Genomic DNA, 25,606 nt, shown 5'->3' with positions numbered 1-25,606 from the left:
AGGGATAAAATTGGACAAAAAACTTACCTACGCCGATTCCGGAGTTGACATTCATCAGGAAGAATCCACCATAGGCAATCTCACAGGAGGCATGACCTACAGCAGGGAAGGATTGGGAGCTCCTATGACACGCATCGGGCATTACGCCGGCCTGATGGATTTTGGCGATTTTGCCCTGGCAATGGCCACCGATGGCGTGGGCTCCAAGGTGCTGATTGCAAATGAGATGAAAAAATGGGACACCATGGGAATTGACTGTATTGCCATGAATGTCAATGACCTGATTGCCATTGGTGCCGAACCTGTCAGTTTTGTGGATTACCTGGCAATTGAAAAACACTCTGATGAATTCGCACGCCAGATCGGCCAGGGGCTTGCAAAGGGAGCCGAGATCTCCCGGATGTCCATTTTGGGCGGAGAGACCGCAACCCTTCCCGAAATCGTAAAAGGGTTCGATCTTGCAGGCACATGCCTGGGAAAAGTGGACAAGGATGCAATTATTACGGGAGAGAAGGTCGCAGAAGGCGACGTGCTTGTGGGAGTACCCAGCAGCGGAGTTCACAGCAATGGATATACCCTTGTGAGAAAAATTATCGAGAATTCTGAATATTCCTATCATGACCCTCTGCCCTATGACAGCTCCCGCACCATCGGCGAGGAACTGCTGACCCCCACACGGATTTACATGGAAGTGCTCGATGCAATCCGTGAGTGCGAGGTACATGGCCTGGCCCACATTACCGGCAGCGGACTGCTGAAGTTGCGCAGGGTCAGCGAACTGGGATTTGATTTCACAGACCCCATCGAGCCGCCCGAGATATTCCGTTTCCTCCAGAAACAAGGCAATGTAGAGGAACTGGAGATGTATCGCACCTTCAATATGGGAATGGGCTTTCTGCTTATTGTCCCACCGCATGAGGCTACAAAAGTTGCAGAAATAGTCGACGGGAAAATTGTGGGCAGGATTACGGAAAAAAATATCCGTGTAAAAGACCTGATTATTGAATGATCAGCATGGCATGTATCAGTGACCTTCCCTATGAGATCCTGCTAAAGGGCGCATCCGTCAAGAAAAGTGAGGAATTTATTCGCGAAAACTGTGAAGAGGTCTACCACGTCCCGGGTGGCTACAGCCTGGCAGGAGTGATGCTCAAAGGGGGCAAGACCATACCCATAGGCGTCAAAGGCAATTCCATTTATTTCCAGTACGTCAAACCCTGCAAGGGATTGTTCGTCCTCAAACTGGAGGATGCACAGGAAGAAATTGAGAAATTGAGGCAGGGAAACTACCAGTAATTACAATCTGGTATTCTTACCCTGATCCACCGCACATCCCAGGAAATCCGCAGACGGGAATTCATGGACAGTCGTGGCAATGATCAACCCCTCACCAAACTCTTTCTTAACCATCACAGCCCGGCCTTGCTCATCTTTTAAAATCACTTCCCCATCGGCCCGTGAAAAGTAACCATCGCATTCCACCGGCTCCTGCGACTCTCCAATAATACAGGGCATAGAATCATCCACAACCTCCAGCGGGGATTGCATGTGCTCTTCCACATAAGACAGTTCAAAAGGCAGCCAATCATATTCATATTCCGGCATACAGGCCCCGAATACCACAAGTACACCGCCTTTTTTCACAAAATCGGCTATCTTGCGTCCCTTATTCTCAATACCTTTCGCCACCTTCGTGTAGGCCGGATTGGCAAAACCGGTGGGCACCATCAGGCACTTTGATGACGGCAAAAAGGGAGTGCCCAGTGAGTTGCCGTCCACCCGCAAGCATTCGTAGCCGTGTTCCTTGAACAGCTTTTCAAAAAGGATGGGAGTGTCCCAGAGCAGCATTATGTCGGTCATGATTGGGGATTCTTAATCAGGTATTATAATTGTGACGGGTGATGGAGAAAATCGTTTGAATCCACATCTAAAAATATATTAAAACATAGTATAATATGCATCAAATCCATTAATGAAAGTATATGTCGGGTTAAACTCAAATCTAAATATTTCACCTTGATTAGGAGTTATGTTATAAAATACAATTTCTGAATCGTTGTGGGGCCAAGCTGAAATAATATTATTATTAGTTCCATCGGACCCAAACTGTGTCTCTGATAGATTTGGCGGGGAATAATATGATAATGTAGATTCTATGATATCAGCTTTGTGTATATTTATATTATCAATTTGTCCTGTATCAATTAAATTACCATTACGATAAAATTCAACATTGAAATCATACATTGTAATTTGTCTATCATTTCCTTGTATCCCAATATCGGCTTCACCTGATGCTTGGTTACCATTCATAACAAATTTTATGATGTTGTTTTTGTTTATTGTATAGGGTTGTCCATTTATTTGCAAATCGTTTTGATTCGCCCCGGAAGTTACTACTAATTCAAGGTAGTTTCCTTCCGGAATATATCCTCCATAATTTTGTTTTTGGAAAAAGAGGTCTTGACCAAATAGTGATTCCGTAACAGTTACCACGCTGGAAGTACTACCTGTATTACCATCGTTATCAGTAACCGTAAGAGTCGCTGTATAAGTTCCTTCAGAAGAGTACTGATGGGAAGGATTTTGATCAGTTGAAGTATTCCCGTCACCAAAATCCCATGACCATCCAACAATGTTTCCGTCAGTATCGGAAGATTGATTGGTAAAATCAACTGTTTCATATGTAGTAGGATTTGGAGGAGAATAGGCAAAATCGGCACTTGGATCATCTCCACTTCCGCCATTACCACCAGTCCCACTATCCCCCATTGAACCATATGCATCATAGATTACCAGACTGGAAGCGGTGTGTACAAGTTTGGAAGGCACATTATCGTCGTCGATATCGTAATTAAACTGTGAAGAAGTATTAATCTCTATTACATCCCCCAGAGCCCATTCATCCGAATCGTAATTGAACTGCGAAGAGTTCAGGGTTTCATAGGAGCCATTGACATAGACCAAAAGTTCAAGGTCTTCCACATCAACAGTTTCCCCTCCGCTGTGGCGGAAGTAGAGAGTGTCGGTTTCATTATCGACCCAGTGGTCGATGTCCACCCTGACATTATCGGGCTCGTCAAGAGAAGATAAAACAAAAGCAGCGGCTGCAGCGATTGCAATTACAATGATGCCAATCAGCAGTATTTCACTGAATACCTCTATGACCGCATCATCTTTTCGGGCAAAATCCTGCAGCCTTTTGATCATGATATGCTTTATGATATCATGAATATATTAATTTATCTTATATATTATACTGCATTGAGATACCGTTTGGTTTCCCAGTCATGCACCTGTAATTTGTAGGCGTCCCACTCGGCATAGGCAATCCGCAGCAGGTTCTCATGCACATGTTCTCCCAATGCATCCCTGAGAAAATCATCCTTTTCCAGATGTTTGGCCGCATCCAGGAGGGTTGGAGGCAGGGTTTCAATGTTCCTCTCAGCAAGGCCTTTGGGAGTGAGATCATAAATATTCACATCGGTGCCTTCACCGGGATCGATCTCCTCTTTGATACCTTTCAAACCTGCAGCCAGGATTGCCGCAAAAGTCAGATAGGGATTACAGGACGGATCGGGACTCCTCAGTTCCACACGGGTACTCTGACCCCGGGCAGCAGGAATCCTGACAAGGGAACTGCGGTTCGGGCCGGACCAGGTGATATACACCGGTGCTTCATAACCCGGCACCAGACGTTTATATGAATTGATCAATGGATTGGAAATTGCAGTGATACCTTTGATGTGTTCCAGGACCCCGCCAATAAAATGATAGGCGATTTTGTCCACTTCTTCCTCATCCTGCGGATCATAGAAAGCATTCTTGCCATCCTTGGAAAGGGAAAGGTTAACATGCATTCCAGAGCCGTTTTCCGAAGTAAGGGGTTTGGGCATGAAAGTGGCATGCAGGCCGTTGAGTTTGGCAATCGTACGGGTTACATACCTGAAGGTTACCACATTGTCAGCAGTCGAGAGAGCATCGTCATACTTGAAATCGATCTCATGCTGGCCGTAAGCGACTTCGTGATGGGCGGCCTCGATATTGAAGCCCAGATCGATCAAACCGAGAACAATCTCCCTGCGTATATCCTCTGCAAGATCTGCAGGTGCAAATTCAAAATAGCGTCCGAAATCATGAGGCTTGGTGGTTGCCTTGCCATTTTCAATCTCGAAAAGGAAAAATTCCAGTTCAGGACCCACATTGAAAGAAAATCCCATTTCATGGGCCTCCTTCAGGACCCTGCGCAGGACATACCTGGGATCTCCTTCAAAAGAAGAACCATCCGGTTTGCAGATATCACAAACCATACGGGCCACCACTCCCTTCCCCTGGTCCCAGGGTAGCAGGGCAAAAGATCTTACATCGGGTTTGAGGACCATATCGGATTCGTCAATTCTTACAAATCCCTCGATTGAGGAGCCATCAAAAGAAATACCTGTTGTCAGGGCTTTTTTCGCCTGGGTCACAGGGATTTCCACATCTTTGACTACTCCCTGGATATCGGTGAACTGTAGTCTGATGAATTTGACATTATTGTTCTCTATCGCGTTGTATACGTCTTCCTTGCTCTTAATGTTCATTAAATCGCCTTAATAGCTTTGTACGAACTATATGAATGTGGGTTTTAGGAATTGTATTATATATCATGTTTTTGGTATGAGAGATTATACAGGAGAGATTGGGATAACCTTGGAAAAAATCGTAGAAGATTTTATTCTGGATCCAAAAATAAACCATGTATCTAAAGAAGAGGCCGCAGATGAATCGGTAGTCAGACTGGAATTATTTGATAAACCTATTATTGGATATGCCAGTGCAAACGATGAGTTATTTGAAAAATTCAAAACCGACGAGAAGATAACACACGGTCGTTTTATTCCACCCCGGGAGTGGATGGAAGATGCTAAGACTGTCATATCGATATTTGTCCCATATTCAAAACAGGTGAAAAAAGGCAATAGTCGAAATATGAGAGAGCCATCAAAAGAATGGCTTCATGTTAGGCGTGAAGGAAAAAACGCTATCGATAAACTTTCCCAACACATTAAAGAGATTCTTACACAACAGGGATATTTGTGCATTGCTCCAGGTATCGATGACCATTATGAAGAGATAATAGGCACCTGGCTTGATATCAATAGACCACTTACGAACAGTGACTATGGCAGTAATTGGTCACAGAGACACGTAGCTTATGTTACCGGATTGGGTACCTTTGGTTTATCGAAAACCCTGATCACGAAGAAAGGAGTAACAGGGGCTTTTACAAGTCTTATCACAAACATGGAACATGAGCCTACAAAAAGAGACTATCAGGGAATTTACGATAATTGTTCCATGTGTGGAGCCTGTATCAATATTTGCCCCGTAAAAGCGATCACTTTTGAAGGCAAAGACTATACACGTTGCTCTAAATTTCATGATGAATTTGAGATTAAATATGGACCAGGCAATGGATGTGGCAAATGTCAGGTTAAAGTCCCATGTGAAAATGGCATACCAAAAAAAAATCAGTGACATGGGACTTAATGGCATGTTAAGTAAATAGAAAAATATAAAAAATGTATAATGTTAATAAAATGATATTAACATCATTCTTCGTAAAGAAAAATGTCTTCAATTGAACATTCGAAGAATTTAGCCATCCTGAACGCCAATTTTATACTTGGATCGTATTTGCCGCGTTCTATGGCATTGATGGTTTGCCTGGTCACCTCCATTTCCCTGGCAAGGTGTTCCTGAGTAATATCCTTCTTTGCTCTCCAGACCTTTAGGGTATTCTTCATTCAACATCCATCCTAAAATTACATTTGTCTTTTGTACCAGTGGTAAAATCCCACATATGACAACGTTGTTAGAGCAAACAAGAGAGACACAATTGGATATGCCTGGATATCGAATGCTGTAACACCAAGAAATACCATCAATGTACCCTCAAGTATAATGAGTATGGACAGGGTTTTATGGCTGGCTTTCTCAGCAATATGAAAGATTCTTTCATCTTCAACTACGGTTCCCTTGTTTTTGAGTCGGATTCCACGAAGGGTGGCCAGGAATAATACAACCCCCGCACCTATGAAGGCTCCATCTGCCCCGCTCGGATTTATGATCCAGTCGGGCTCAAAAACGTGAAAACCTAAACCTATCAGGAACAATATGAATCCAACAATTAACATACCTGTTTCTTTGACTTGCATTTACTTCTCCGTGTAATGTATACTATACATTTTGTATATATAACTTTTCATAAAGACATGTTATTGCTACATATTGTCATGTATGATTTGAACACATTACTCTGATCAACCATATAGTCAAACCGCCTATCAATGAGCAAACTATAAATATAACCGATACGGTAAACGATTAGTTATTAGTGACAAAAGTCACATTCATACATTAAGGAGTAATTAAAGATGGGCAATCTTAGACAACCAAATGCAAATGAAGCAACAAGGACCTTCAACAGGTCCAAAAGTGTTGCCCCGATGTCCGGAATCTGCACACGCTGTGTAGACGGATGCCGTGGTAACTGTGAAATATTCAAATCATCATTCAGAGGACGTGAAGTCCTTTATCCAGGACCTTTCGGCGAAGTAACTGCCGGAGCAGACAAGGAATATCCTGTAGACTATTCCCATCTCAACATTCAGGGATATGCAGTCGGTGCAGTTGGTCTCCCGGAGGGAATGGAAGCCAGTCCCGAGACCGCAAGGTTCCCCAACGTAGACACCGAAACCGAATACGGATGGGACAAGAAAGTAAAAATGAAAATCCCCGCCTTCACCGGTGCTCTCGGTTCCACTGATGTTGCAAGGAAGAACTGGGACGAATTCGCAGTCGGTGCAGCAATCACCGGAATCACCCTGGTATGTGGTGAAAACGTGTGTGGAGTCGACCCGGAACTCAAGCGTGACAACAATGGTCTGGTCACTGAATCCCCGGAAATGGACAGAAGGATCGCAGTCTACAACAAGTTCCATGAAGGCTACGGTGAAATGCTCGTCCAGATGAACGTAGAAGACACCAAACTCGGTGTTGCAGAATACATCTCCAGCAAACACGAAATGGACACCCTTGAACTCAAATGGGGACAGGGTGCCAAATGTATAGGTGGAGAAATCAAGGTCCGTGATCTTGACCGTGCCCTAGAACTCAAGAGGCGTGGCTACATCGTAACCCCGGATCCCGAAAATGCAGCTGTCCAGGAAGCTTTCAAGGTCGGTGCAATCAGGGAATTCGAACGCCACTCAAGAGTTGGTTTTGTTGACAAGGAAGGCTTCCTCGAAGAAGTTGACCGCCTCAGGTCCATCGGCTATGACCGTATCACCTTAAAGACCGGTGCATACTCCATGGTTGAAGCCGCAATGGCACTCAAATACTCCTCCGAAGCAAAGATCGATCTGCTCACCTTCGATGGTGCACCAGGTGGTACAGGTATGAGCCCCTGGCCAATGATGGAAGAATGGGGTATCCCGACATTCTACCTCCAGTCCCTTGTATATGAGTTCGCAGAAAAACTCAACAACAAAGGTGAAAGAGTACCCGATCTCGCAATGGCTGGTGGATTCTCCAGTGAAGATGGTATCTACAAAGCACTTGCAATGGGCTCCCCATACTTCAAGGCAGTATGCATGGGCCGTGGTCTCATGATACCAGGTATGGTCGGTAAGAACGTCGGCAAATGGCTCGACGAAGATAACCTGCCAAAGACCGTCTCCGAATTCGGCCACCGCCCTGAAGAGATCTTTGTCCACTACGAAGACCTGGAAGAACGCTATGGTGAAGATGTTAAGGACATCCCGCTCGGTGCAATGGGTATCTACTCCTATGGAGAAAAACTCAAGGTCGGTCTGCAGCAGCTCATGGCCGGTTCACGTAGATTTAACATCAACACACTATCCCGCAAAGACGTGATGGCTCTTACAGAAGAAGCCGCAGAAGTCTCTGGCATCGATTATGTCATGAATGCCTACAGGGACGTAGCAGAACAGATTCTGGACGAATAAGGGTAAATACCCTTATTTCACTTCCTTTTTTAAATATATATAAGAGAGCAGCTTTGCATGCTGCCAGCTTTAAATGAATTTTACTCCCACATCATCCATATTGTTCCTGGCTGCTATATTTATCAGCAGAGGAGTGAGAGATTCGATCATGGAAGAGGCCTTTAAGGGACCTGCATCCAATGGTCGCAAGTTTGGTATATCATCTGTAAGTTTGCAGACAACCTCTTTTGAAGCCATATCATTCCCACAGACAGCAAGATCATAATCCAGCGCAAGAGAGAGATCTTCAAGATGTTTGGCAGGAACATTGTGAAAACCCGATACCAGTCGAATATGTTGGGGAAGGAGTTGTGCAATTTCCTCGGCGGCACTGCCACCGGCAGGTTGTGTATAACAGAAATATTCCGCATTGTATGCAGAATCCCTTACATCAACTTCCATATGTTTTGCATCGGGAATGATGTAACAGCTGTCCTTTTCCATAGGAACAACCACAGAAACCACAATCTGGTCCTTAAGTACAGGAGTAATAGTTTCAATAACTGATGAAACATGACGATACTTTATTGCAAGCAATACGACATCGGCCATTTGCGCAGCGGTTTTATTATCTACACCTTCAAAGGAGCCTTGCTTTCCAAGACCTTCCAGCATACTCCTGTACTCTTTTGCCGCTGAAGACGCTCTTTCTGCATTTCTTGAGCCAATGATAATATCGTGAAGATCGCCCCATCGCAGAGCAAAACCTTTGCCGATATGTCCCGTGCCGCCCAGTATCGCTATTTTCATGAACCTTTCATCTCTCATAATAACGTTTATAACTATTGGTTGTCAGACGTCAGATATATAACGGAGAATCCCGGTATTCCTATTTGCGTATTGTAAGGTCCTTGCACAAGAACATGGCACAAGCCATTCGATGAGTGTACAGACAACCTCAGTACGCTACAAAAAGGAAGCGATGTGACATTACGCCTGTCACGAGGGTAACCGGGATGGACAGCGGATATTCCATAGGATGATATCCTGGAGTTAGTGCGTCGGGATACAGCATCGTTCTCCACAAAATATAATTGATGGAATAATATGCCAATACGGGATGCCATACACACAAAGGGGAATGGTTGTATAATTGATTTTGAAATTAATCCCGGCTCCAGCAAACTGGTAGTTCCTTCAGGTTACAATATCTGGCGCAAAAGGGTTGAGGGCAAATTAACCGAACCCGCACAAAAAGGAAAAGCCAACGACCAGTTTATACAAGAGCTCAGTCATATATTCCAAATAAACAGCTCCTCAGTAACTATTGTATCCGGTGCAAAAACTACCAAAAAATCCGTACATCTTGAAAATGTGGGCCCAAAAGCAGCAGAAGATGTTCTGGAACAATACATGTGAGAAGATAATATGCACAAAGTTACAAATGTCCTGATCCTGCTCAAAAGCATGATTTACGAAAGTACCGGCCCACTGGAGACCCTTAGATTTGCAAAGCACTACAGTGAACAGGGCCTAAATGTAAATATAGTCCTTTTTGGCCCAATGGGAGTAATGCTTGCCAAGAAGGATAAAGCAGGAGCGCTGGAATACGACCAGAAAGTCGATGAATGTATGAATCTGGGTGTGAACATTATGTGTTGCAAACTGGGTTCTTCACTTGTAGGGCTCAAATATGAAGAAATGATATCGGGCATCGAGATGGTCGAACCTGAAGCTATTGCTGATACCATTCTGGAATTTAGCCAGAAGCAACAACTTATTATTACGCTTTAAAAAAGATTACAGGGATTTGATATAATCCCTGGCCTGCTGGGCAGTACCTTCAGCCTTGAAAGCCCCGAGGAACATAAGGGTCTCAGCATAGACTTTGGCATCAATGGCACGCCTTGTATTCTCATCAACAGCATCTATGCGGTCAAAGAACTGTCTTACTGCATACTTACTGAATTTACCGAAAATCTCATTATCACTCTTTTCAGGAGCTTTACTGCGGAAATTCTCAATAGTCCATTTCCGGATGTCACTGAAAAGCTCAGGTTCATATATCCTGAACACTTCCCATACAATATTCTGGAAAAATGTGGCAACATTGCCCTTCAGTATATCCCCGTGAGGGAAATGCTCGTAAATAAGTTCCCTGGGCGTACCTGTAATCCCGTGCTGGGCGATCCTGACACTTGAACCATTCTCTTTCAGGGCATCAGCAACCGCAATCGTCTGCTCTATATCAACTGAAACCTGCTGGATGAGATTTCCATTTGTGTCATAAGTGTTCCCATGGGCACTACCGTTTGCGATTGCGATCACATGTGGATATACACCGTTTTCATTAAGCGCTTTGATGAAGGTTACTGCTTCTTCAGGTTTGGTAAGAACCCTGCCGTTTTCATCCTCTCGGCCTATTTCACCAACCTCAACTTCAAGCCCGTACTTACGACCATCCATTTTATCCTGAATATGATGGGCAATCTCTGTAGTTGCATCAATATTCCGGGAGAGTTCTTCCCGGAGGTTGCCACCCTGGAAATTGAAAAGATGGGAAGCATCAATTGCAAAAGAGGTATATCCCGCATCAATCTGCCCACTTACAAGTTGCCTTGTGGATTCAATATCCTCAGGAGTGCCTTTCTTGATCCCGATATGGTCGGCATGCAGAGACCATACATCCAGACCAACTTCATTGGCGGTTTTTTTGCATCTTTTTGAAAATTCAGCCGGGGTCATACCTGAATAGCCACCGTCCAGATCGGATTCAGAACGGGCGAGTTCTACTATCAGCGGAGCATCTGCATCTTTGGCTGCTTTCATAATTCCACGCATAACAAGAGAGATACGCGGATTTGCAGCGAGGATTATGGTATCTTTATCCAGCAAACTGTTAAATAAATAGGAACTTGGCAACGGTTCGAATTTGGATTCACTCATAGGTTTTAAACCTCATACTGTTTATATGATACCTACATGTAACTTGCAATTCATAATGATTTCTGTCCGGGAATGCAAACACCATAAGGAATAAATACAAAAACTAGAATTTCTCACAAAAAACGACAGGAGAAGAAAGATGGAAGAATTACTTAAACTCAAGGACAAACTTGAAAAAATGACGTCTGCCGAACTCTATGAATATGTAAAGGAGAACTACCCGGAAAACCCCGATGCCGGCCTGGGAAAGAAAAAACTGGTAATCCGCAGGGTATTGAACCTGGAAAGGGAGAAAATGAATCAGTGAGAGTGTACCTCTCAGAAGCCACCGACCATAGGCTGGATCACCAGCTTATATATTGCAAATCCGAAAAGAAAGATAACAATCAAAACAAGAATTGCGAGCAAAAAACATTCCCTGTCCAATTTTTCGTTTTTATCCTTGCAAAAATGCATAGCTATACCCCCGCTAAAAGGGTAGTACCCAATAATATATCAACCTTCTGAAGAAGAAAAAAGAGAGACCTTTTCAGGCCTCTTCGTCTATCAGGCGGGTGCCGACCCCCATAATCCTGATTTTGGTTTCCATTGGGAAATTCCAGCCTTCCGGCACAATCTCATCCTTTTTGACGTCAATTTCCACATGATCCGGATCCAAACCGGCGTCTTCCATGTATTGCATGATCATGGACTGTCCTGTTTCTTTGGCGTATTTTATAGCATCTTTATATTCATAGAAACTCTGTCGCCCTTTTTCAGAAAATACGTAATATTCCCAGTCAGGGGCTGCCATGGAAGCAGGTCTTATAAGGAAATCAACCCTCCTTACACCTTTGGCTGCAAGGGCTCCTGTGGCATTACCGACATCCGAGTATTCGGGTACAATAATCTCGGCATCCAGGATACTTCCAAGTATATCCTTATAAGCAACCACGGGCCCACCTATAAGAACAACCGGAATATCAACCTTAAATTTAGTAGGACAAGCTATATCGAATATTTTACGAATCACTTCCCTTGGAATGCCTTCCAGGAAAAAGGAAATCAGGTCTGAGGCCATATTCTTGGCAAAAGTTTCCTTGACATACCTGGCAAATTCTTCACCGGTTCTTTTACACAATGAACCCAGGTATTCAGCACCTACCTCAGCTGCCTCCACATTGCGGGCGGTGTAATCCCCCAGTACATGCAGAGCATCCGTGGGAGTAAAGCCAATACACTGCACAAGCCTTTTCTGAATAAGGCTGTCCAGAATCCGGGTTGAGGGATAGCGGCCCATGCGGCTGCGTAACTCCCGCAGAGAAGTCGGACTACTGGAGATGGAATCAAGCAATTCCTGCTCCAGGTCATTAAGACCCATGGCTTCATATTCGGTACGTGTAAAGAAAGTAGTGGGCTGGAAATTCATGCCGATCAAAGTTTTGGTTGGCATGGGATTGACCTTGAGAAGTTCCAGGAAATCGGGATAGAGATCCGCTGCCCTGCAAAGGGGAATTACACGTCGGGGTCCGACATTCAACTTACCGTCCTTTACCCATATATGACTGTCACCACCCATTGCTGAGGTTTCCATCTTAATGGCCTTAACACGGGTCTTCCATCCACCGACAACCGCCCCCATCTCACTCATTTCAGGAACGCCGTCTTTTATAACGGATATATCGGTACTTGTACCTCCCACGTCAATAACAGCACATGAATCATTTCCTGTCAAAAAGGAAGCTCCTACAAGACTTCCCGCAGGTCCCGAGAAAATAGATTCAATCGGCTTTTCCAGTGCACTTTTGATACCGATGACAGAGCCATCGCATTTGAGCATGAATATCTTCGGACTGATTCCCCTGGCAGTTACATCCTTCTCCACCGTGGACATGAATCTTTCTGTAATGGGCAACAGCTGAGCATTGAAAAAAGCAGTCGTTGCTCTTTCAAAGGCACCCAGGTCCTGAGAAAGCTCGTGTGCGCATACCACAGGAAGACCGGTAGCTTCACGGATAATTTGCTTGGCCCGGATTTCATGGTCCGGGTTACGGATACTGAAGAAGGAAGAGATTGCAAACGCTGCAACCTTGTCCTTTATTTTCACTGCAAAATCCCTGACCGCTTCCTCATCCAGAGGTTCTTTCTCCCCGCCATTATAGGTATGACCACCGGCAACTTTTACGTAATGTGGAGTCGGAAGTTTTTCCTTGAGATCATAATTTCCGATCAAAAACAAGCCAACCGGGAAACCCGTACCTTCAAGAATCGTGTTTGTCGAAAGAGTTGTTGATACGGAAACAATCTTTACTTTCTTGAGTTTTTCCTGGTCGAGACCATCAATGGAGTTTTTTATCCCATTCAGGGGATCGGGATATGTTGTAAGTGCTTTATTTGAATCAAGAATACTATTAGCGTTATCATCCAGAAGAACAGAATCAGTATAAGTTCCTCCAGCATCTATTCCCAAACTGTATACCATGCCGGAACACCTCCAATATGTTAGCAACTTTTCATGTACAAATCGGCCAAATTGAGTTATAAAAGGTTCCATAAATTCACGGCTACATAAAGATACCGCATTAACCTATCGCTGTGAACATTCTAAATAACGGCTTCTGATAACGAAAAGATGAACAGGATGTATAGAAAGGCATCCAAATATTTAAAAAAAGAAATAATCTGCCAAAATGTATAAATCTTTGTTTATATATAGATAAAACTGCAAACCATTTAACAAAGTGAGGGGCGGGGCATGAATAAAAAAGAGGATTTTTAGTGGGAAAAATCACCTGTTTCCGAAAAAGAAAAGGAAAAAATCATACCAATTCCACTTAAATCCAATCACTGGACAGAAAAGAAACCAGATATGGATGATGCAGATATTGTTGTAAATGAATTTAAGGAAAGAATTGCCCGCATTATATCTGATAAGAGGGCAAAAGAGTGATATTCAAATTCCAGAAGCCAAGCAACAATACAAAAACCAGCATAAGGACTAGCCAGTCGTTTTTATTCATTTTTAATTCAAAAAGGGATGTCCTGTAGTTGCCCTGATAGCACCTGCTTTCCATTCCCATAGCTATATCATCCATCATCCTGAAGGCCCCCCTGAGCAAAGGTATCGCCAGTGAGACCAATCCTGAAAGCTTCTTTTGTCGTCCCAGACCCCTGCACAGCTGTGCCTGATACACTTCTTTCAGGAACCTGTTCAAAACAGGAACCAGATGGATGGATAGGGACATCATGGTGGCAATTTCAAAAGAAGTCACCCCTAAGACCTTACCGGGCAGAGGACGAAGGAGCCTTTCAATTCCCGCCGTCATGTGAGCAGGAGAAGTCGTAGCCGTCAGGAGGGAAGCAAATTGTATTAAAAGAACAAAACGCCCTACAATCCTCAAACCCTCAAAAAAGCCTGCTGATGTAGCAGAAAAACCATACAAATCCATAAAACTATTCCCGGGTACCAGGAATAACTGGAATATAAAAATTAAGATTAAGAAAGGAGCAACTGGACGGAGGTTTCGCAGCAGTGCAATCCGCACAGACGAAAGATAGTATAAAGCCATGAATAATGCAAATAGCAGGACCAGGCCTGTAATATGCAACCTGAAGATCAAAATGCTGATCAGCATCGTAGCTATCAGTTTTGTGCGTGGATCAAGTTTGTGCAAAAAGGAATCTCCAGGGACAAAACTCAAAAAATAATCAGGCATCATCCACATCTCCGATTTCTAAATTTTGCCAATTGCTTGATTGCACTTTCTACCGTAAATGTATCCGGGTACACTGGTAAACCCCTTGCATGCAGCCTCTTCATCAAAGCGGTTATAAGCGGTAGAGGTAGACTATTATCCAAAAGGTACTGCTGCCTTTGACCATCAAAACAAATTATTCCATCTCGCAGGTAAATTATTCGCGGAGCTACTTCAAGCAGTTTATCAAGGTGATGGGAAATCACGATAATTCCCATTCCCTTATTCTGCAAAGTCTGTATAATATGAAAAAGGCGGGTTTTTCCTCTTGTATCAAGTCCTGCAAAAGGTTCATCGAGCACCATGTATCGGGGAAACTGGGCAATTATTCCTGCCAAAGCCACCAATTTCTGCTCCCCTCCACTAATCCCAAAAGGAGATACTTCAAGGAGAGATTCATCCAGACCCACTATATCTACTGCCTTTTGGACCTGACTTTCAATGTCCCTTCTATCAAAACCAAAATTAGAAGGACCAAAAGCGATGTCATCATAAACCGTTTTTTCAAAGAGTTGTCTGGAGGAATGCTGAAACAGTACACCTACCATTTCCCTGAATCTTTTAGCATTGGATGAACAACCATCGATTTTCACAGTGCCTTTGTCGGGTTCGAGCAGACCCACAAGCAGGCGCAATACGGTTGATTTGCCTGCCCCTACAGGCCCCGTCAATCCCACAATTTCACCGGGCTTTATGTGCATGGATACATTTTGTAAAACTAAATTTTGCCCGTATGAAAAATTCAAATTCTTGACTTCAATTGCCAGATATATTCCTCCAATCTCCCCATGTCGGGATTTGATACATCAATACCTTTCAGACCATTCTCCCGCAGCCACAGGGCAAGTTCAGTTAGAGGAGGAATTGAAATACCGGGGTTTGACACAGCAGGGGAATCAAAAAACAAAGAGGATTTGCCATCATAAACAATTCTCCCCTTTTCAAAAGCTATAACCCTTCCTGCCAGATGCACTTCCTCCAGGTTGTGGGTGACCATTATTATCGTCTTGCCCTTTTCATGAAGTCTTGTGATTGTTGCAAGCACCTGTTGTTTTGAGAAAGAATCCAGCATGGATGTTACTTCGTCAAATATCACACATTCAGGCTCCATGACAAGGACACCTGCAAGGGCTGCAAGTTGCATCTGTCCTCCACTTAGTTGCAAAGGAGATTTGCCGGCCAGATGGGATATCCCCAGCTCTGCAAGTGAATAATCCGTTTTGTTGCGGATTAATGACGAAGGGCAGGCCAGGTTTTCAAGACCAAAAGCCACATCTTCCTCTACAGTGGCACCTACGAACTGGGTGAGAGGGTTCTGGAAAACCATACCAATTTTCTTGCGTATAGCAGTTAGATTGGAGATCGTGCGTGTGTCCATATTCCACACTTTCACCATGCCTTCATCCGGCAGCAGTAAACCATTCAGATGCCTTACAAAGGTGGACTTACCACTACCGTTACCACCCACTACAGCAACGAACTCACCGCTGTCAATAGACACATTAATGCTGTCAAGCACACGTTGATTTTCCTTGAAACCAAAACTTAAATCCTTAATCTCTATCATACCAAAGATTCCGTCTTAAGATAGCGATAAATAATGGTCGCCGCTGCAATCTTGATGACAGCTCCAAGAATAAAGGGAGCAACGCCTAATGCAAATGTTTCCTGCACCCCCAGGGATGCCACATACATCAACTGTAAGTAGCCGGGAATGTAGATAGCAAGCATACCGACAAGGAATATGGCAACCATACCGGCAATTGATTTGCTCTGGAAATTTTCAAAGAGATAACCAATTACAAGAGCCGCCAGAATAAAACCTATGATATAGCCCCCTGTGGGACCAACCAGCACACCTAATCCGGAACTGCCCCCTGAAAATACAGGCAACCCTACAACCCCGAGCAAAACATAGATGAACATACTCAGCATGCCCCACCGAGCACCCAACACCGCTCCTGCAAGAATTACAAATAATGTCTGCAGGGTAACAGGCACCATTCCCACAGGAATACTTATGTAAGCACCTACCGCAGTCATTGAAGCAAATAGGGCAGCATAGACCATTTTCCGGACAGGGGAATCTGATAGATGATTGTTGTTAACCATGTCACATAAGTGGTTAACAATGCTTTTAAATTTTACCCCGAAAATAAATCACATTAAAAAATAGAAGGTGGTAGAACCCACCTTATCTTACATATCCATGTCCATATCAGGCATTTCAGGTGCTGCCTGGCCGGAGTTTGAGGATCCGGAAACAACATCATCAATACGCAAAACCATGACAGCAGCTTCGGTACCGGCGTCAATTGCCTGTGTCTTGGCACGTAGGGGTTCGATTACATCGTTTTCCCACATGTCAACAATTTCACCGTTATATACATTAAGCCCCATTCTCTTGTTGCCTTCTTCATGTTTAGAACGCAGTTCAACAAGTTTGTTTATTGGGTCATAACCTGAATTTTCAGCAAGTGTCTCAGGAATTACTTCAAACGCTTCTGCAAATTTGGCAACTGCAAGCTGTTCCCTGCCGCTCAGGGAAGATGCATATTCACCAAGACGCATGGAGAGTTCTACTTCCGGAGATCCGCCACCTACGACGACTTTGCCGTCTTCCAGAGCCACAGCGACTACGTGAAGAGCATCGTCAACTGCATGCTGGAGAGAATCTACAACGTGCTGGGTACCCCCATGAAGGATTATTGAAACAGCTTTCTTTTCCCTGCATCCTGTGATATAGGTCATCTTGTTGCCTTTTATATCACGTTCTTCCACAAGATCTGCAGAACCCAGGTCATCGGCAGTGATTTCATCGATATCCTGAATATTGGTTGCACCGGTAGCTTCACAAATACGATCCAGATCGCTCTTTTTGAGCCTCTTGGCGGCATATACGCCAGCCTTTTCGAGGTAATATTGTGCAAGGTCATCGATTCCCTTCTGGCAGAATACAACATTTGCACCGGAGTTCAGAATCTTGTCGGTCATTTGCTTGACCATCCTTTCTTCCTGGTCCAAAAACATCTGCATCTGATCCGGGGAAGATATCTTTATCTCGGCATCCATCTCGGTCTTTTTGAATTCAACCGGGATACTGAGGACAAGGATCTTTGCATCCTCGATCTTATCGGGCATGTTGGGATGTGTGCGGGCTTTATCCAGAACAAGGCCTTTTACAAGTTTGGATTCACCGACACTTTCGCCAGCCTGTTTTTCTATCTTGATGTCACTTACATCTGCAACATAGCCATCGTCCGTTTCTTCTCCTATGAGAGATACGGCTTCAACGGTAAGCTCTGCAAGCATTTCCTTGTGGGATTCGGCACCTTTACCGGTGATTGCGGTTTTTGCCACTTTTTTGAGGGCTTCAGTATCATCACGGGAAATATCTATACTTGCACCTTTTACGATTTCAACCGCCTTTTTGGATGCCTGCCTGTAACCTGTTGCAATAATTGTGGGGTGTACACCTTTCTTGAGAAGTTCCTCTGCTTTGGAAAGGAATTCGCCTGCCAGTACAGCTGCTGTGGTTGTACCGTCTCCGACTTCGTCTTCCTGGGTCTTGGCCACCTCAACGATCATTTTGGCTGTGGGGTGTTCAATGTCCATTTCCTTGAGAATGGTTGCACCATCATTGGTGATTACCACATCACCCATTGAATCCACAAGCATTTTGTCCATACCCTTGGGACCAAGGGTAGTACGGACTGCGTTGGCAACTGCCTTGCCTGCCAGAATATTGTTGCTCTGGGCATCTCTGCCCCTTGTTACCTGACTTCCGTCTGCTAAAATGTATATCGGCTGTCCTGCCAAACTTTGACCTCCTTATATAATTATGATCCAGTAAATTGCATCACGAAAAGAGCACTATGTACTCTCAACCTGTTCGTTCTAGATGATTGAACTTCTATATAAATGTTGCTTGATCGAGTGAGAAAAAGATAGCGAAAATATACAGGAGACCGGTACAGTATTAACTAATATCCTATAAATAAGAAGGGGTAAAGGTAGAGGAGAAGTCCTGATATGCCTACAACCAATAGTACAGGTATTCTGAGATACTTCCCGGGATTATCCAGGCTTCAGTCCTTCATTCCCTGTGAATATACTGTTTCCACAACCTCGAGATTTTGTACAGTTACGGTAATTGTGGCAGTATCGATAACATCAGGGTATTTTGCAGAAATAAGATCGAACTCATAGGTAAACGACCAGCAATTTGAGCAGTCCAGTTTTTCAGACACCAGAAAAACCGGTTCTGTGACATTATACCGCATATAGTCCTCATGGTTGAGAACATATGCCTCTGCAAGATCCTTGCTTTCCTTCAGGATATCCTCATCTGTTTCTTCCACAGGAGTCTCCTGATTCACACAACCTGCAAGCGATACAGTGAGAACTAATAACAAAACCAACACCAATTTATTGCCATAAGGGAAAGTAGGAAAAATAGAATAATAAAAATATCGACTAGAATATTAGTAGATATGACAGCATGAAAAACAGATACTCATAAGAGGCACCACCATGAGGGGTTTAATTAACTCCACACGGAAAAAGTGCCTCAAGCAAGTACAATGTACGTCCCGACTGGACACTATTATCAGAGTGCAAGGTTTCCGATTACTTTCACCTCGCATGCAACTCTCTTAAAACCTTTCGGCTTTAAGAGTGTGCGGAGTGCGGAGGTTGTAGGCTAAATGAAAGCCTTCGAGGAGACCAATCCCCGAGACCGCACTCCACATGTATATTTATGTTGGTTGCCTATATATATGTTCATCTGAGTTCCGATCCATTCCAGAAAAAGTCTTTAGATGGATCATGATAATATTTTCCAAAAAGAGACGGGTACAAGCCGGAATATTTGGCTTGTTCTAATGGGATACAAAATATATTATCAGGATGTTCTGGATAACCACCAAGCCCAATAACTATGAAAACTGGCATATTTCTTTCTAATGAAAATTGCAAGTATCTGGCTCTCTGCCCATCGTTTGACCATTCTAATTTATTATTGTGAAGATGGGACCTATATTTACATTCAATAGCAAACATTTCATTAGACGGTTTAAATCTAACTACCAAATCAGGATTCATATCCGATTCAACAGTTCTGCTATGTTTCCTTGATACATCTGTAGTCCATTCAACAATACTGAAGTATTCAGGATCAAGCCTATCTACCACATATTTTTCAAAGAGGTTGCCTTTATTGACAGATTGATTCTGTTTGTTTCTGTTTGTGTTTTTTTCTGGGTGGCTATATAAACATTTATTATTTGTATCCTGAGTATTATAATCTGGATTTATCTTATTTTTATAGAGTATAAATTCTATAAAAACAAAGCCAACAAAAATAAAAAACCCTAATACTGGAGAAACGATGAAACCACTTAATGTTAATATTAATGCAATCATTACTTCTTTTCTAAAGTCCATAAACAAAAACTTCAATAACCTATATATATAATTTCTTTCATAGTGATAGTTATAATTCCGGACTAGACCACCGGAATTTAGACCAAGGTTGTGAATTAAATGAAAACAGCAATAGAGACCACAGCAAAGACTTTTCTGAATCGATTACTGAATAGGTTACCTTCCGGCCACACGGCTCTTTAGTTAAACTCTCCTCTAAAGAATCGTGCCTCTATTGGAAATTGGCCGGAGGTATCTTCTCATGTGTGAGGCCTCCATACAATCGGCAGAGATCTATGGGCAAAACAAGGAACTCATAGATTGGGATTGCGAGCATGGCACCACTTGGACTAGGCGCACGGCATTAACAATTCGCCATCTTGCCACATAGGACCTTCAACCGGGACCAATCTCCGCTTCTAACCCCGGGGCTGTCCTATGAATGATATTGTGGATACAGGCCTCGAATTATCAGGATGGTCCAATGTCAGAGAGGAATCCCTGAAACACAGGGCACGTCTCCGCATTGAACGTGGTCTTGACAAAACGGATCATGCCTCTCCGTATGATCCCCGGCCTGAAAAATCGTTATCGGAGTTTTCGGAGGCATAACATGGCCAAAGCAAAATATCGCTTGAAGGATACCGGAGGGTCCAAGATGGTAACCCTCCCGGTTGAACTTCTCACGGCAATTGGAATAACCGATCTCTCCGGGGAACTTCGTGCTAAATGTGTCCGATTTGATCTCGGACAGGACGATGAAGGGGACTACGGCATAATCCGGCCTGCATATGACTAATCCAGTCTTTCCCCTTCCGGTAACCCATGAATTCGGGGCTTACTATTCTATCCTCGATCTTAATTTGTACCACACAGTCATAAATTGGTACATGGATCATGACGATCTTAGCCATGTAACTCTGGAAGCAGCAGGCAAAACATGGAAAGTATGGAGTACAGCAGGCGGTCTCATTAATCCAAAAAACAACAAGTCCTCTTTTGAATATCATTTTGACTGGAAATCAGCAGATAAAGCCTCAAAATGCCATTTCTCTATAAGGCCTAGGTATGGGAGAGGTACCAAAACAAAATCCGGCAAAATAGTAGATCACCCATTCTCTGGTACATCAATACAGGTACAGGGATCATACTTTGAACAGGATGATTACCTGAACATGCTCGATGCGATCTTCACAGAAATAGATGCTGCTAGATTTGCAGGCACATACGATCTCGACAAATCAACAATCTACCAATTTGCCCGACATGTCCGCTATCATGACGATCATGAGGCAGACATGGCCTCAATGCTCTCCGTACTCGAATACGAAAGCGATATGTCAGGTGACTCCTACCTGCACAAAAATAGAGTAGCAGGCAAATGCGAGATGCTCATTCTCGGCAATCCTCGTTGGGAAGCGGCAGGCATACACCCAAAATATAATTATAAAGTAAAAACATACAGGATAAAAAACTTCCTCGATAGAGATTCTTCCGATCCTCTCTATCATCCCAAACTGGAAGTATATATATCTGACAATAAAAACGTAAAAGCATTGGAATATTTCAGGCTAAAAGCCGATTGCGACAATACTCTATACTCATTATTGCATTGTCTTGGCCCTGATCTCGATTACGTGCCGGACAATTACTTTGATCCTACTAAAAAATACGAATATCGTTATCGTTTGCCCAAATGGAATTGGGCTAAAATTCCTGATCCCCAGGGATCATCTATCCTCTCACAGGCTAGCGAGGAAAATCCATTTTCTGCTCTGCAAATACTCGCTTATCTCTGTGCTCGTAGAGATGGCTATGCTTCCTTCGAGGAATTGCGAGACAATCTAGACATAAGTGAGCGTACCCTCTGGCGGTACATCTCTGCTCTCAGGGATCAGGGATTATTAGACAGACAGAGGAAGGATAAGACGTTCATCTTCTTTAAAAAACGTAAAATCTGCGAGGCCATCAAAGAACCTATTACAAAAATAATGAATGTCCTCAAACTTAAAATTAGACATATCTATGGTCATTATTTCATAGACTCAAATGAGATTCAGGAATACAGGAACAGGGCAAAAAACCTCAAACCAATGAGTGAGGCCAAACCCTCGAATACTGATCCTATCATAGTTGAGTCAAATAAAGAGGCTAGGGAAATCAAAAGAGACCTGGCAAAATTAGGCATAAGAAGGCCGGTGCATGTCTTTTCCAATCCACAAAACATGAAGTGGGATCGCATTCGCTGAGCCTATGCTATGAAGAAATGGCACACACACCTTAGGGAGTCGAGTATGGATGTATAGTCAAAATAAAACAATAGTAATAGTAGCAATGTACTGCTTGGTATCGCTTATGATTGTATCCTCATTATTTCTGATGATACCATGATAGAATACGATCCTAATAACGTGCTGTGGGGATTAATCCCTGCGGCTCTTTACATCACTATTGGAACAGTAGCAGGATTTCTAGCAAAAAGGAGATCAAACAAATGGAAATAATAGGCTCAACATTGCATTTTAAATTAAAAAGTCCATTCTTTGAAAAGGAACAGTCCGGTAAAAAATCAAATACAGTTCGTAGATTGTCTTATTCAGAGATCAATACCTAGATGGCTACTTATCATGATTCAATAGCCATTGAAAACCCAGACACAGGAGAGATGTTTACTCGCGAATTAACAGACGTAACATACTATAATGGTCTGTTTATCTTCTCTTGGAGTTCTGTCGATAAATCATATGATGAATTATTCAACGGAGGCAACCGATGAGCAAATACAGTATAGTAGATTTCTTCAATGATCTAGGGGCAATGGCACTCTATATCATGATGGCTGTATATTTCATTTCAGCATTCTACGACTACATATTTGATCCTTATATTGATTATGTCAATACAGGACACTTAGCAATGGCAATGATCCTATTCATCTGCTTACAATTAGAAATAATTGCTAGTAGGCTCAGGGAACTAAAAACAGATTCCTTAAATGATTCCGATTCCGACAAATAAAGGACAACCGGAGAGATGAAACATGGCAAATTTTGAGGTAACGGTAATATACAAAGTGCAAGTCGAGGCGTATGGAAATAACGAGGCACTCGCTGAGGCATTCGACACGATATTCTGTGGATATACTAAACCAGTAGAGCATGACATTATGTTGCTCGATTCCGACAAATAAAGGACAGGGGCTAAGACATGATTGATATACAAATAGGAGATTCGAGGGAACTTGTGCACAACCTTGAGGATGATAGCATGGATTGTGTTATGACTTCCCCTCCATACTGGGGACTTCGTGATTATGGACATGACGACCAGATAGGATCAGAAACCACCCCTGATGAATATTTAAGCAATCTGATTAATCTATTTTCAAATATTCAAACCAAATTAAAGGAAACAGGCAACTGTTTTGTAAACTTAGGAGATACTTATTATAATGGATCCCAATCCGCAGGAACTAAAGTGCAGGGAAACCCTGAATATAATAAGAACAGACCATCAAGAGACGCCACTAAAACACCACCAAGGGATGTTCTGGAGTTCCCTTCAAAATCTTTGTGTATGATTCCTGAAAGGTTCGCATGGCAGATGATCCAAGCGGGCTGGATATTGAGAAATAAAATAATCTGGCACAAACCTAACCCTATGCCGGAATCAGTAACAGACAGATTAACCAAAACTTATGAGATCATATACCATTTTACTAAATCTCAAAAGTATTATTATGATTTAGACGCAATCCGAGAACCACATAAAGAAAATTCGATGAAAAGAATATCTCAAAATGTGGATCAACAGCAAGGATCATACAGAGGAGAAGGTGGAACATACAAGACAAATGGCCCGATGAAAGCAGTATGTAATCCAAAGGGCAAGAACCCAGGGGATGTATGGAGTATCAACACAAAACCGTACAGTAAGGCACACTTCGCAGTATATCCATTGGATATTGTAAAAAGGCCAATTCTTGCTGGTTGTCCTGTAGGTGGTACTGTTTTAGATCCATTTGGTGGATCTGGAACTACTGCCGAATTTTGCAGGAAGAACGAACGTAACTGTATCATTTTTGAACTTAATCCTGAATATGAACCACTCATACAGGAAAGGGCGATGACAAAAACACCAGAATTAACAAAATTCGTGACAGCAACCCCCTAAATAAGGACAATTCTATATTGTCCAACACTATTTTATTTATTTGGCTTCTCTGTTTTGCAGGATTGCTATTTCTCCATGACAGAATTGTCAGGGACAACTGCAAAGTCGGACAGTAAACCCTGCACTATTTCCACTCCATCACAAAGGTGTCCGGTGTGGTGAAAAAATCTCTTTCTAAATCACTCTACAGATTAGCCGATAGCGATTTCTCTAATACGTATAATTCCACAATCCCAGGTACCCGGCATTTGCCGCGCTGCGCGCGGCCACTGGCTTTTGATTTTGCGTATCCTTAGATACACGATTAAGGCCTCTGTGCCACAGTTGGCACACACAAAAAATAACTTTTGGCAAATAAAAATCAAAAATTCCAGTTGAAAATGAGGTAACGGGGTAGATCTACTCTGGGATCTCTCCAGGCAGGCAGGCCATACATGGAAGAACATCTCAATGAGTAACTCGCGACAGCGAAATAAGATCTCCCCCTAAGGCATTCCCGTCATTATTACACAAGGGAAGCCGCAGCAGGCCCTTGCGGTCTGACCGGCTGACCGTTTCTCTGCAAACCCTAAGTCAGTCAACACACTAATTCCATGTATCAGGGAAAGTACGCCGTTACCTGCCCCGCAGGCTACGGCCAAGCGTAGTAAAATGTGTCTGAAAGACATACTTTACATCCATTTAATCCACTCCTCAACAAAAGTAGCCATTTTTTATACAATAATTATAGTAACAATTATAGAAAATTTGTAATGTTTATATATCACTCTATTCTAGTTTTCATTGATTAATATGAGTGAGTTCAATAGTTACGGACTAAGGCAGGTGGGAGATCGCATTAGACTCCCCTCCATGAGTGTATCGGTTACAGAAAAGCAGCGTGATGATGGCTCTACCCTTCGCTGGGTACAGTTGTCTAAATTCAATAAAAAGGCTGATCGCTGGGAAAACTTCACTGTGTTCCCTGACGACTTGCTGGCTCTCGAAAAATTCCTTCCTGATGTGATCTCTCTTACATCAGGCGGTGAAGTGAATGCAGATCAAAACTAAGATGGAGCAGGTAAAGGCAAAAGCCTCTAACTACAAAGGCAGGGCTGCTATGGCAGTTTCCGGTGGTGCTCTTATGGTATCTCCGGCAGCAGCAACAGAGACTAACAGTTCTCTTGCAGACATCGGGCCAATAATTACCGATGCAGCAGGCCTCATGCCCGATATAGTAACCCTTATTATAGCGGTTGCTGGTGTAGTCATTTCAGTAGCAGTAATTACCTTCGTTACTGGATTGTTCGATAATCTCCTCAGTATGATGAGATTCAGGAAATAAATAAGGTTAAAAGG

Annotated in this window: 29 protein-coding genes and 1 pseudogene; 15 read left to right on the top strand and 15 right to left on the bottom strand. The window is 43.1% G+C overall.

The genetic code is table 11. The annotated features are described in order from the left end of the window. The first annotated feature begins 10 nt into the window (after positions 1-10). Together purM and EFE42_RS01330 are read left to right on the top strand one after the other, a co-directional pair. Positions 11-1,009, top strand: coding sequence for a phosphoribosylformylglycinamidine cyclo-ligase (purM, locus tag EFE42_RS01335; protein ID WP_123135538.1), 999 nt, complete (start codon positions 11-13; stop codon positions 1,007-1,009). Next, positions 1,006-1,296, top strand: coding sequence for a DUF1894 domain-containing protein (locus tag EFE42_RS01330; protein ID WP_123135537.1), 291 nt, complete (start codon positions 1,006-1,008; stop codon positions 1,294-1,296). Before purM ends, EFE42_RS01330 begins: the two co-directional genes overlap by 4 nt. Here EFE42_RS01330 and EFE42_RS01325 read toward each other — a convergent pair whose 3' ends face one another. The 3 genes from EFE42_RS01325 to glnA form a co-directional block, all read right to left on the bottom strand. After that, on the bottom strand, positions 1,297-1,860 hold the full coding sequence (locus tag EFE42_RS01325) for a hypothetical protein (RefSeq protein ID WP_123135536.1): 564 nt from the start codon (positions 1,858-1,860) through the stop codon (positions 1,297-1,299). Between the two features lie 78 nt (positions 1,861-1,938). Further along, positions 1,939-3,210 (bottom strand): PKD domain-containing protein, encoded by a 1,272-nt coding sequence (locus tag EFE42_RS01320; protein WP_123135535.1) that lies wholly within the window; start codon positions 3,208-3,210, stop codon positions 1,939-1,941. A 44-nt stretch (positions 3,211-3,254) separates the two neighbouring features. Then, positions 3,255-4,583: a type I glutamate--ammonia ligase gene (gene glnA, locus EFE42_RS01315; protein ID WP_123135534.1), complete on the bottom strand. Its 1,329-nt coding sequence runs from the start codon at positions 4,581-4,583 to the stop codon at positions 3,255-3,257. 109 nt (positions 4,584-4,692) lie between these two features. Here glnA and EFE42_RS01310 point away from each other — a divergent pair, with 109 nt between their 5' ends. Continuing rightward, positions 4,693-5,520, top strand: a complete 828-nt coding sequence (locus EFE42_RS01310; protein ID WP_158599163.1) for a 4Fe-4S binding protein — start codon at positions 4,693-4,695, stop codon at positions 5,518-5,520. 74 nt (positions 5,521-5,594) lie between these two features. Here EFE42_RS01310 and EFE42_RS01305 read toward each other — a convergent pair whose 3' ends face one another. After that, positions 5,595-5,789 (bottom strand): helix-turn-helix transcriptional regulator, encoded by a 195-nt coding sequence (locus EFE42_RS01305; protein WP_123135532.1) that lies wholly within the window; start codon positions 5,787-5,789, stop codon positions 5,595-5,597. A gap of 18 nt (positions 5,790-5,807) precedes the next feature. Continuing rightward, on the bottom strand, positions 5,808-6,200 hold the full coding sequence (locus tag EFE42_RS01300) for a DUF2178 domain-containing protein (protein ID WP_123135531.1): 393 nt from the start codon (positions 6,198-6,200) through the stop codon (positions 5,808-5,810). A 219-nt stretch (positions 6,201-6,419) separates the two neighbouring features. Here EFE42_RS01300 and EFE42_RS01295 point away from each other — a divergent pair, with 219 nt between their 5' ends. Continuing rightward, entirely contained in the window at positions 6,420-8,012 is a 1,593-nt protein-coding gene (locus tag EFE42_RS01295) for a glutamate synthase-related protein (protein WP_123135530.1), read from the top strand. 69 nt (positions 8,013-8,081) lie between these two features. Here EFE42_RS01295 and npdG read toward each other — a convergent pair whose 3' ends face one another. Beyond that, positions 8,082-8,819 (bottom strand): NADPH-dependent F420 reductase, encoded by a 738-nt coding sequence (gene npdG, locus EFE42_RS01290; RefSeq protein WP_123135529.1) that lies wholly within the window; start codon positions 8,817-8,819, stop codon positions 8,082-8,084. Between the two features lie 279 nt (positions 8,820-9,098). Between npdG and EFE42_RS01285 the strand changes: the two genes are divergently transcribed. Beyond that, positions 9,099-9,410: a DUF167 domain-containing protein gene (locus EFE42_RS01285; RefSeq protein ID WP_123135528.1), complete on the top strand. Its 312-nt coding sequence runs from the start codon at positions 9,099-9,101 to the stop codon at positions 9,408-9,410. 9 nt (positions 9,411-9,419) lie between these two features. Continuing rightward, positions 9,420-9,785 (top strand): DsrE family protein, encoded by a 366-nt coding sequence (locus tag EFE42_RS01280; protein ID WP_123135527.1) that lies wholly within the window; start codon positions 9,420-9,422, stop codon positions 9,783-9,785. A gap of 6 nt (positions 9,786-9,791) precedes the next feature. On the opposite strand, the gene EFE42_RS01275 is transcribed toward EFE42_RS01280, so the two are convergent. Beyond that, positions 9,792-10,937 (bottom strand): class II fructose-bisphosphate aldolase, encoded by a 1,146-nt coding sequence (locus EFE42_RS01275; RefSeq protein WP_123135526.1) that lies wholly within the window; start codon positions 10,935-10,937, stop codon positions 9,792-9,794. Positions 10,938-11,076: 139 nt separating this feature from the next. Here EFE42_RS01275 and EFE42_RS10595 point away from each other — a divergent pair, with 139 nt between their 5' ends. Next, entirely contained in the window at positions 11,077-11,244 is a 168-nt protein-coding gene (locus EFE42_RS10595) for a hypothetical protein (RefSeq protein ID WP_169818154.1), read from the top strand. 222 nt (positions 11,245-11,466) lie between these two features. Here EFE42_RS10595 and EFE42_RS01270 read toward each other — a convergent pair whose 3' ends face one another. The 8 genes and pseudogenes from EFE42_RS01270 to EFE42_RS01235 form a co-directional block, all read right to left on the bottom strand. Then, positions 11,467-13,398, bottom strand: coding sequence for a hydantoinase/oxoprolinase family protein (locus EFE42_RS01270; protein ID WP_123135525.1), 1,932 nt, complete (start codon positions 13,396-13,398; stop codon positions 11,467-11,469). A 439-nt stretch (positions 13,399-13,837) separates the two neighbouring features. Further along, positions 13,838-14,635, bottom strand: a complete 798-nt coding sequence (locus tag EFE42_RS01265) for an energy-coupling factor transporter transmembrane protein EcfT (RefSeq protein WP_158599162.1) — start codon at positions 14,633-14,635, stop codon at positions 13,838-13,840. Continuing rightward, positions 14,632-15,375 (bottom strand): annotated as a pseudogene (locus EFE42_RS01260) (ATP-binding cassette domain-containing protein); the annotation flags it as partial. The pseudogene EFE42_RS01260 and the gene EFE42_RS01265, both read right to left, overlap by 4 nt. 38 nt (positions 15,376-15,413) lie before the next feature. Further along, a complete protein-coding gene (locus EFE42_RS01255; protein ID WP_123135522.1) occupies positions 15,414-16,238 on the bottom strand; it encodes an ATP-binding cassette domain-containing protein in 825 nt (274 codons plus the stop codon). Further along, positions 16,235-16,783, bottom strand: coding sequence for a biotin transporter BioY (locus EFE42_RS01250; protein ID WP_123135521.1), 549 nt, complete (start codon positions 16,781-16,783; stop codon positions 16,235-16,237). The genes EFE42_RS01255 and EFE42_RS01250 overlap by 4 nt, the downstream gene beginning before the upstream one ends. An 87-nt stretch (positions 16,784-16,870) precedes the next feature. Continuing rightward, positions 16,871-18,490 carry a thermosome subunit alpha gene (thsA, locus tag EFE42_RS01245; protein ID WP_123135520.1) on the bottom strand — a complete coding sequence of 540 codons (1,620 nt, stop codon included), beginning with the start codon at positions 18,488-18,490 and terminating at the stop codon, positions 16,871-16,873. 269 nt (positions 18,491-18,759) lie between these two features. Further along, positions 18,760-19,086, bottom strand: a complete 327-nt coding sequence (locus EFE42_RS01240; RefSeq protein WP_148039236.1) for a hypothetical protein — start codon at positions 19,084-19,086, stop codon at positions 18,760-18,762. A 367-nt stretch (positions 19,087-19,453) separates the two neighbouring features. Continuing rightward, positions 19,454-20,116, bottom strand: a complete 663-nt coding sequence (locus tag EFE42_RS01235) for a hypothetical protein (RefSeq protein ID WP_199724063.1) — start codon at positions 20,114-20,116, stop codon at positions 19,454-19,456. A 417-nt stretch (positions 20,117-20,533) separates the two neighbouring features. On the opposite strand from EFE42_RS01235, the gene EFE42_RS10440 reads away from it, so the two are divergent. The 8 genes from EFE42_RS10440 (at position 20,534) to EFE42_RS01205 (ending at position 25,592) form a co-directional block, all read left to right on the top strand. Continuing rightward, the gene (locus EFE42_RS10440; protein WP_158599161.1) at positions 20,534-20,707 is read left to right on the top strand and encodes a hypothetical protein; all 174 of its coding nucleotides are present in this window, start codon (positions 20,534-20,536) and stop codon (positions 20,705-20,707) included. Position 20,708: 1 nt separating this feature from the next. Continuing rightward, complete coding sequence (locus tag EFE42_RS01230; protein WP_123135518.1) at positions 20,709-20,894, top strand: hypothetical protein; 186 nt, start codon at positions 20,709-20,711, stop codon at positions 20,892-20,894. A gap of 91 nt (positions 20,895-20,985) precedes the next feature. Next, complete coding sequence (locus tag EFE42_RS01225) at positions 20,986-22,344, top strand: HTH domain-containing protein (protein ID WP_158599160.1); 1,359 nt, start codon at positions 20,986-20,988, stop codon at positions 22,342-22,344. A 523-nt stretch (positions 22,345-22,867) separates the two neighbouring features. Next, the gene (locus tag EFE42_RS01220; protein ID WP_123135516.1) at positions 22,868-23,113 is read left to right on the top strand and encodes a hypothetical protein; all 246 of its coding nucleotides are present in this window, start codon (positions 22,868-22,870) and stop codon (positions 23,111-23,113) included. Between the two features lie 22 nt (positions 23,114-23,135). Beyond that, on the top strand, positions 23,136-23,285 hold the full coding sequence (locus EFE42_RS10435) for a hypothetical protein (protein ID WP_158599159.1): 150 nt from the start codon (positions 23,136-23,138) through the stop codon (positions 23,283-23,285). A 17-nt stretch (positions 23,286-23,302) separates the two neighbouring features. Beyond that, positions 23,303-24,268: a site-specific DNA-methyltransferase gene (locus tag EFE42_RS01215; protein WP_123135515.1), complete on the top strand. Its 966-nt coding sequence runs from the start codon at positions 23,303-23,305 to the stop codon at positions 24,266-24,268. A gap of 792 nt (positions 24,269-25,060) precedes the next feature. Continuing rightward, positions 25,061-25,318, top strand: a complete 258-nt coding sequence (locus EFE42_RS01210) for a hypothetical protein (RefSeq protein WP_148039235.1) — start codon at positions 25,061-25,063, stop codon at positions 25,316-25,318. Further along, a complete protein-coding gene (locus EFE42_RS01205) occupies positions 25,302-25,592 on the top strand; it encodes a hypothetical protein (protein WP_123135513.1) in 291 nt (96 codons plus the stop codon). Before EFE42_RS01210 ends, EFE42_RS01205 begins: the two co-directional genes overlap by 17 nt. The last annotated feature ends 14 nt before the right edge of the window (positions 25,593-25,606 follow it).

This window comes from Methanohalophilus sp. RSK (genome assembly GCF_003722075.1).
GTDB lineage: Archaea > Halobacteriota > Methanosarcinia > Methanosarcinales > Methanosarcinaceae > Methanohalophilus.
This window is presented reverse-complemented; position numbering and strand designations above follow the sequence as displayed.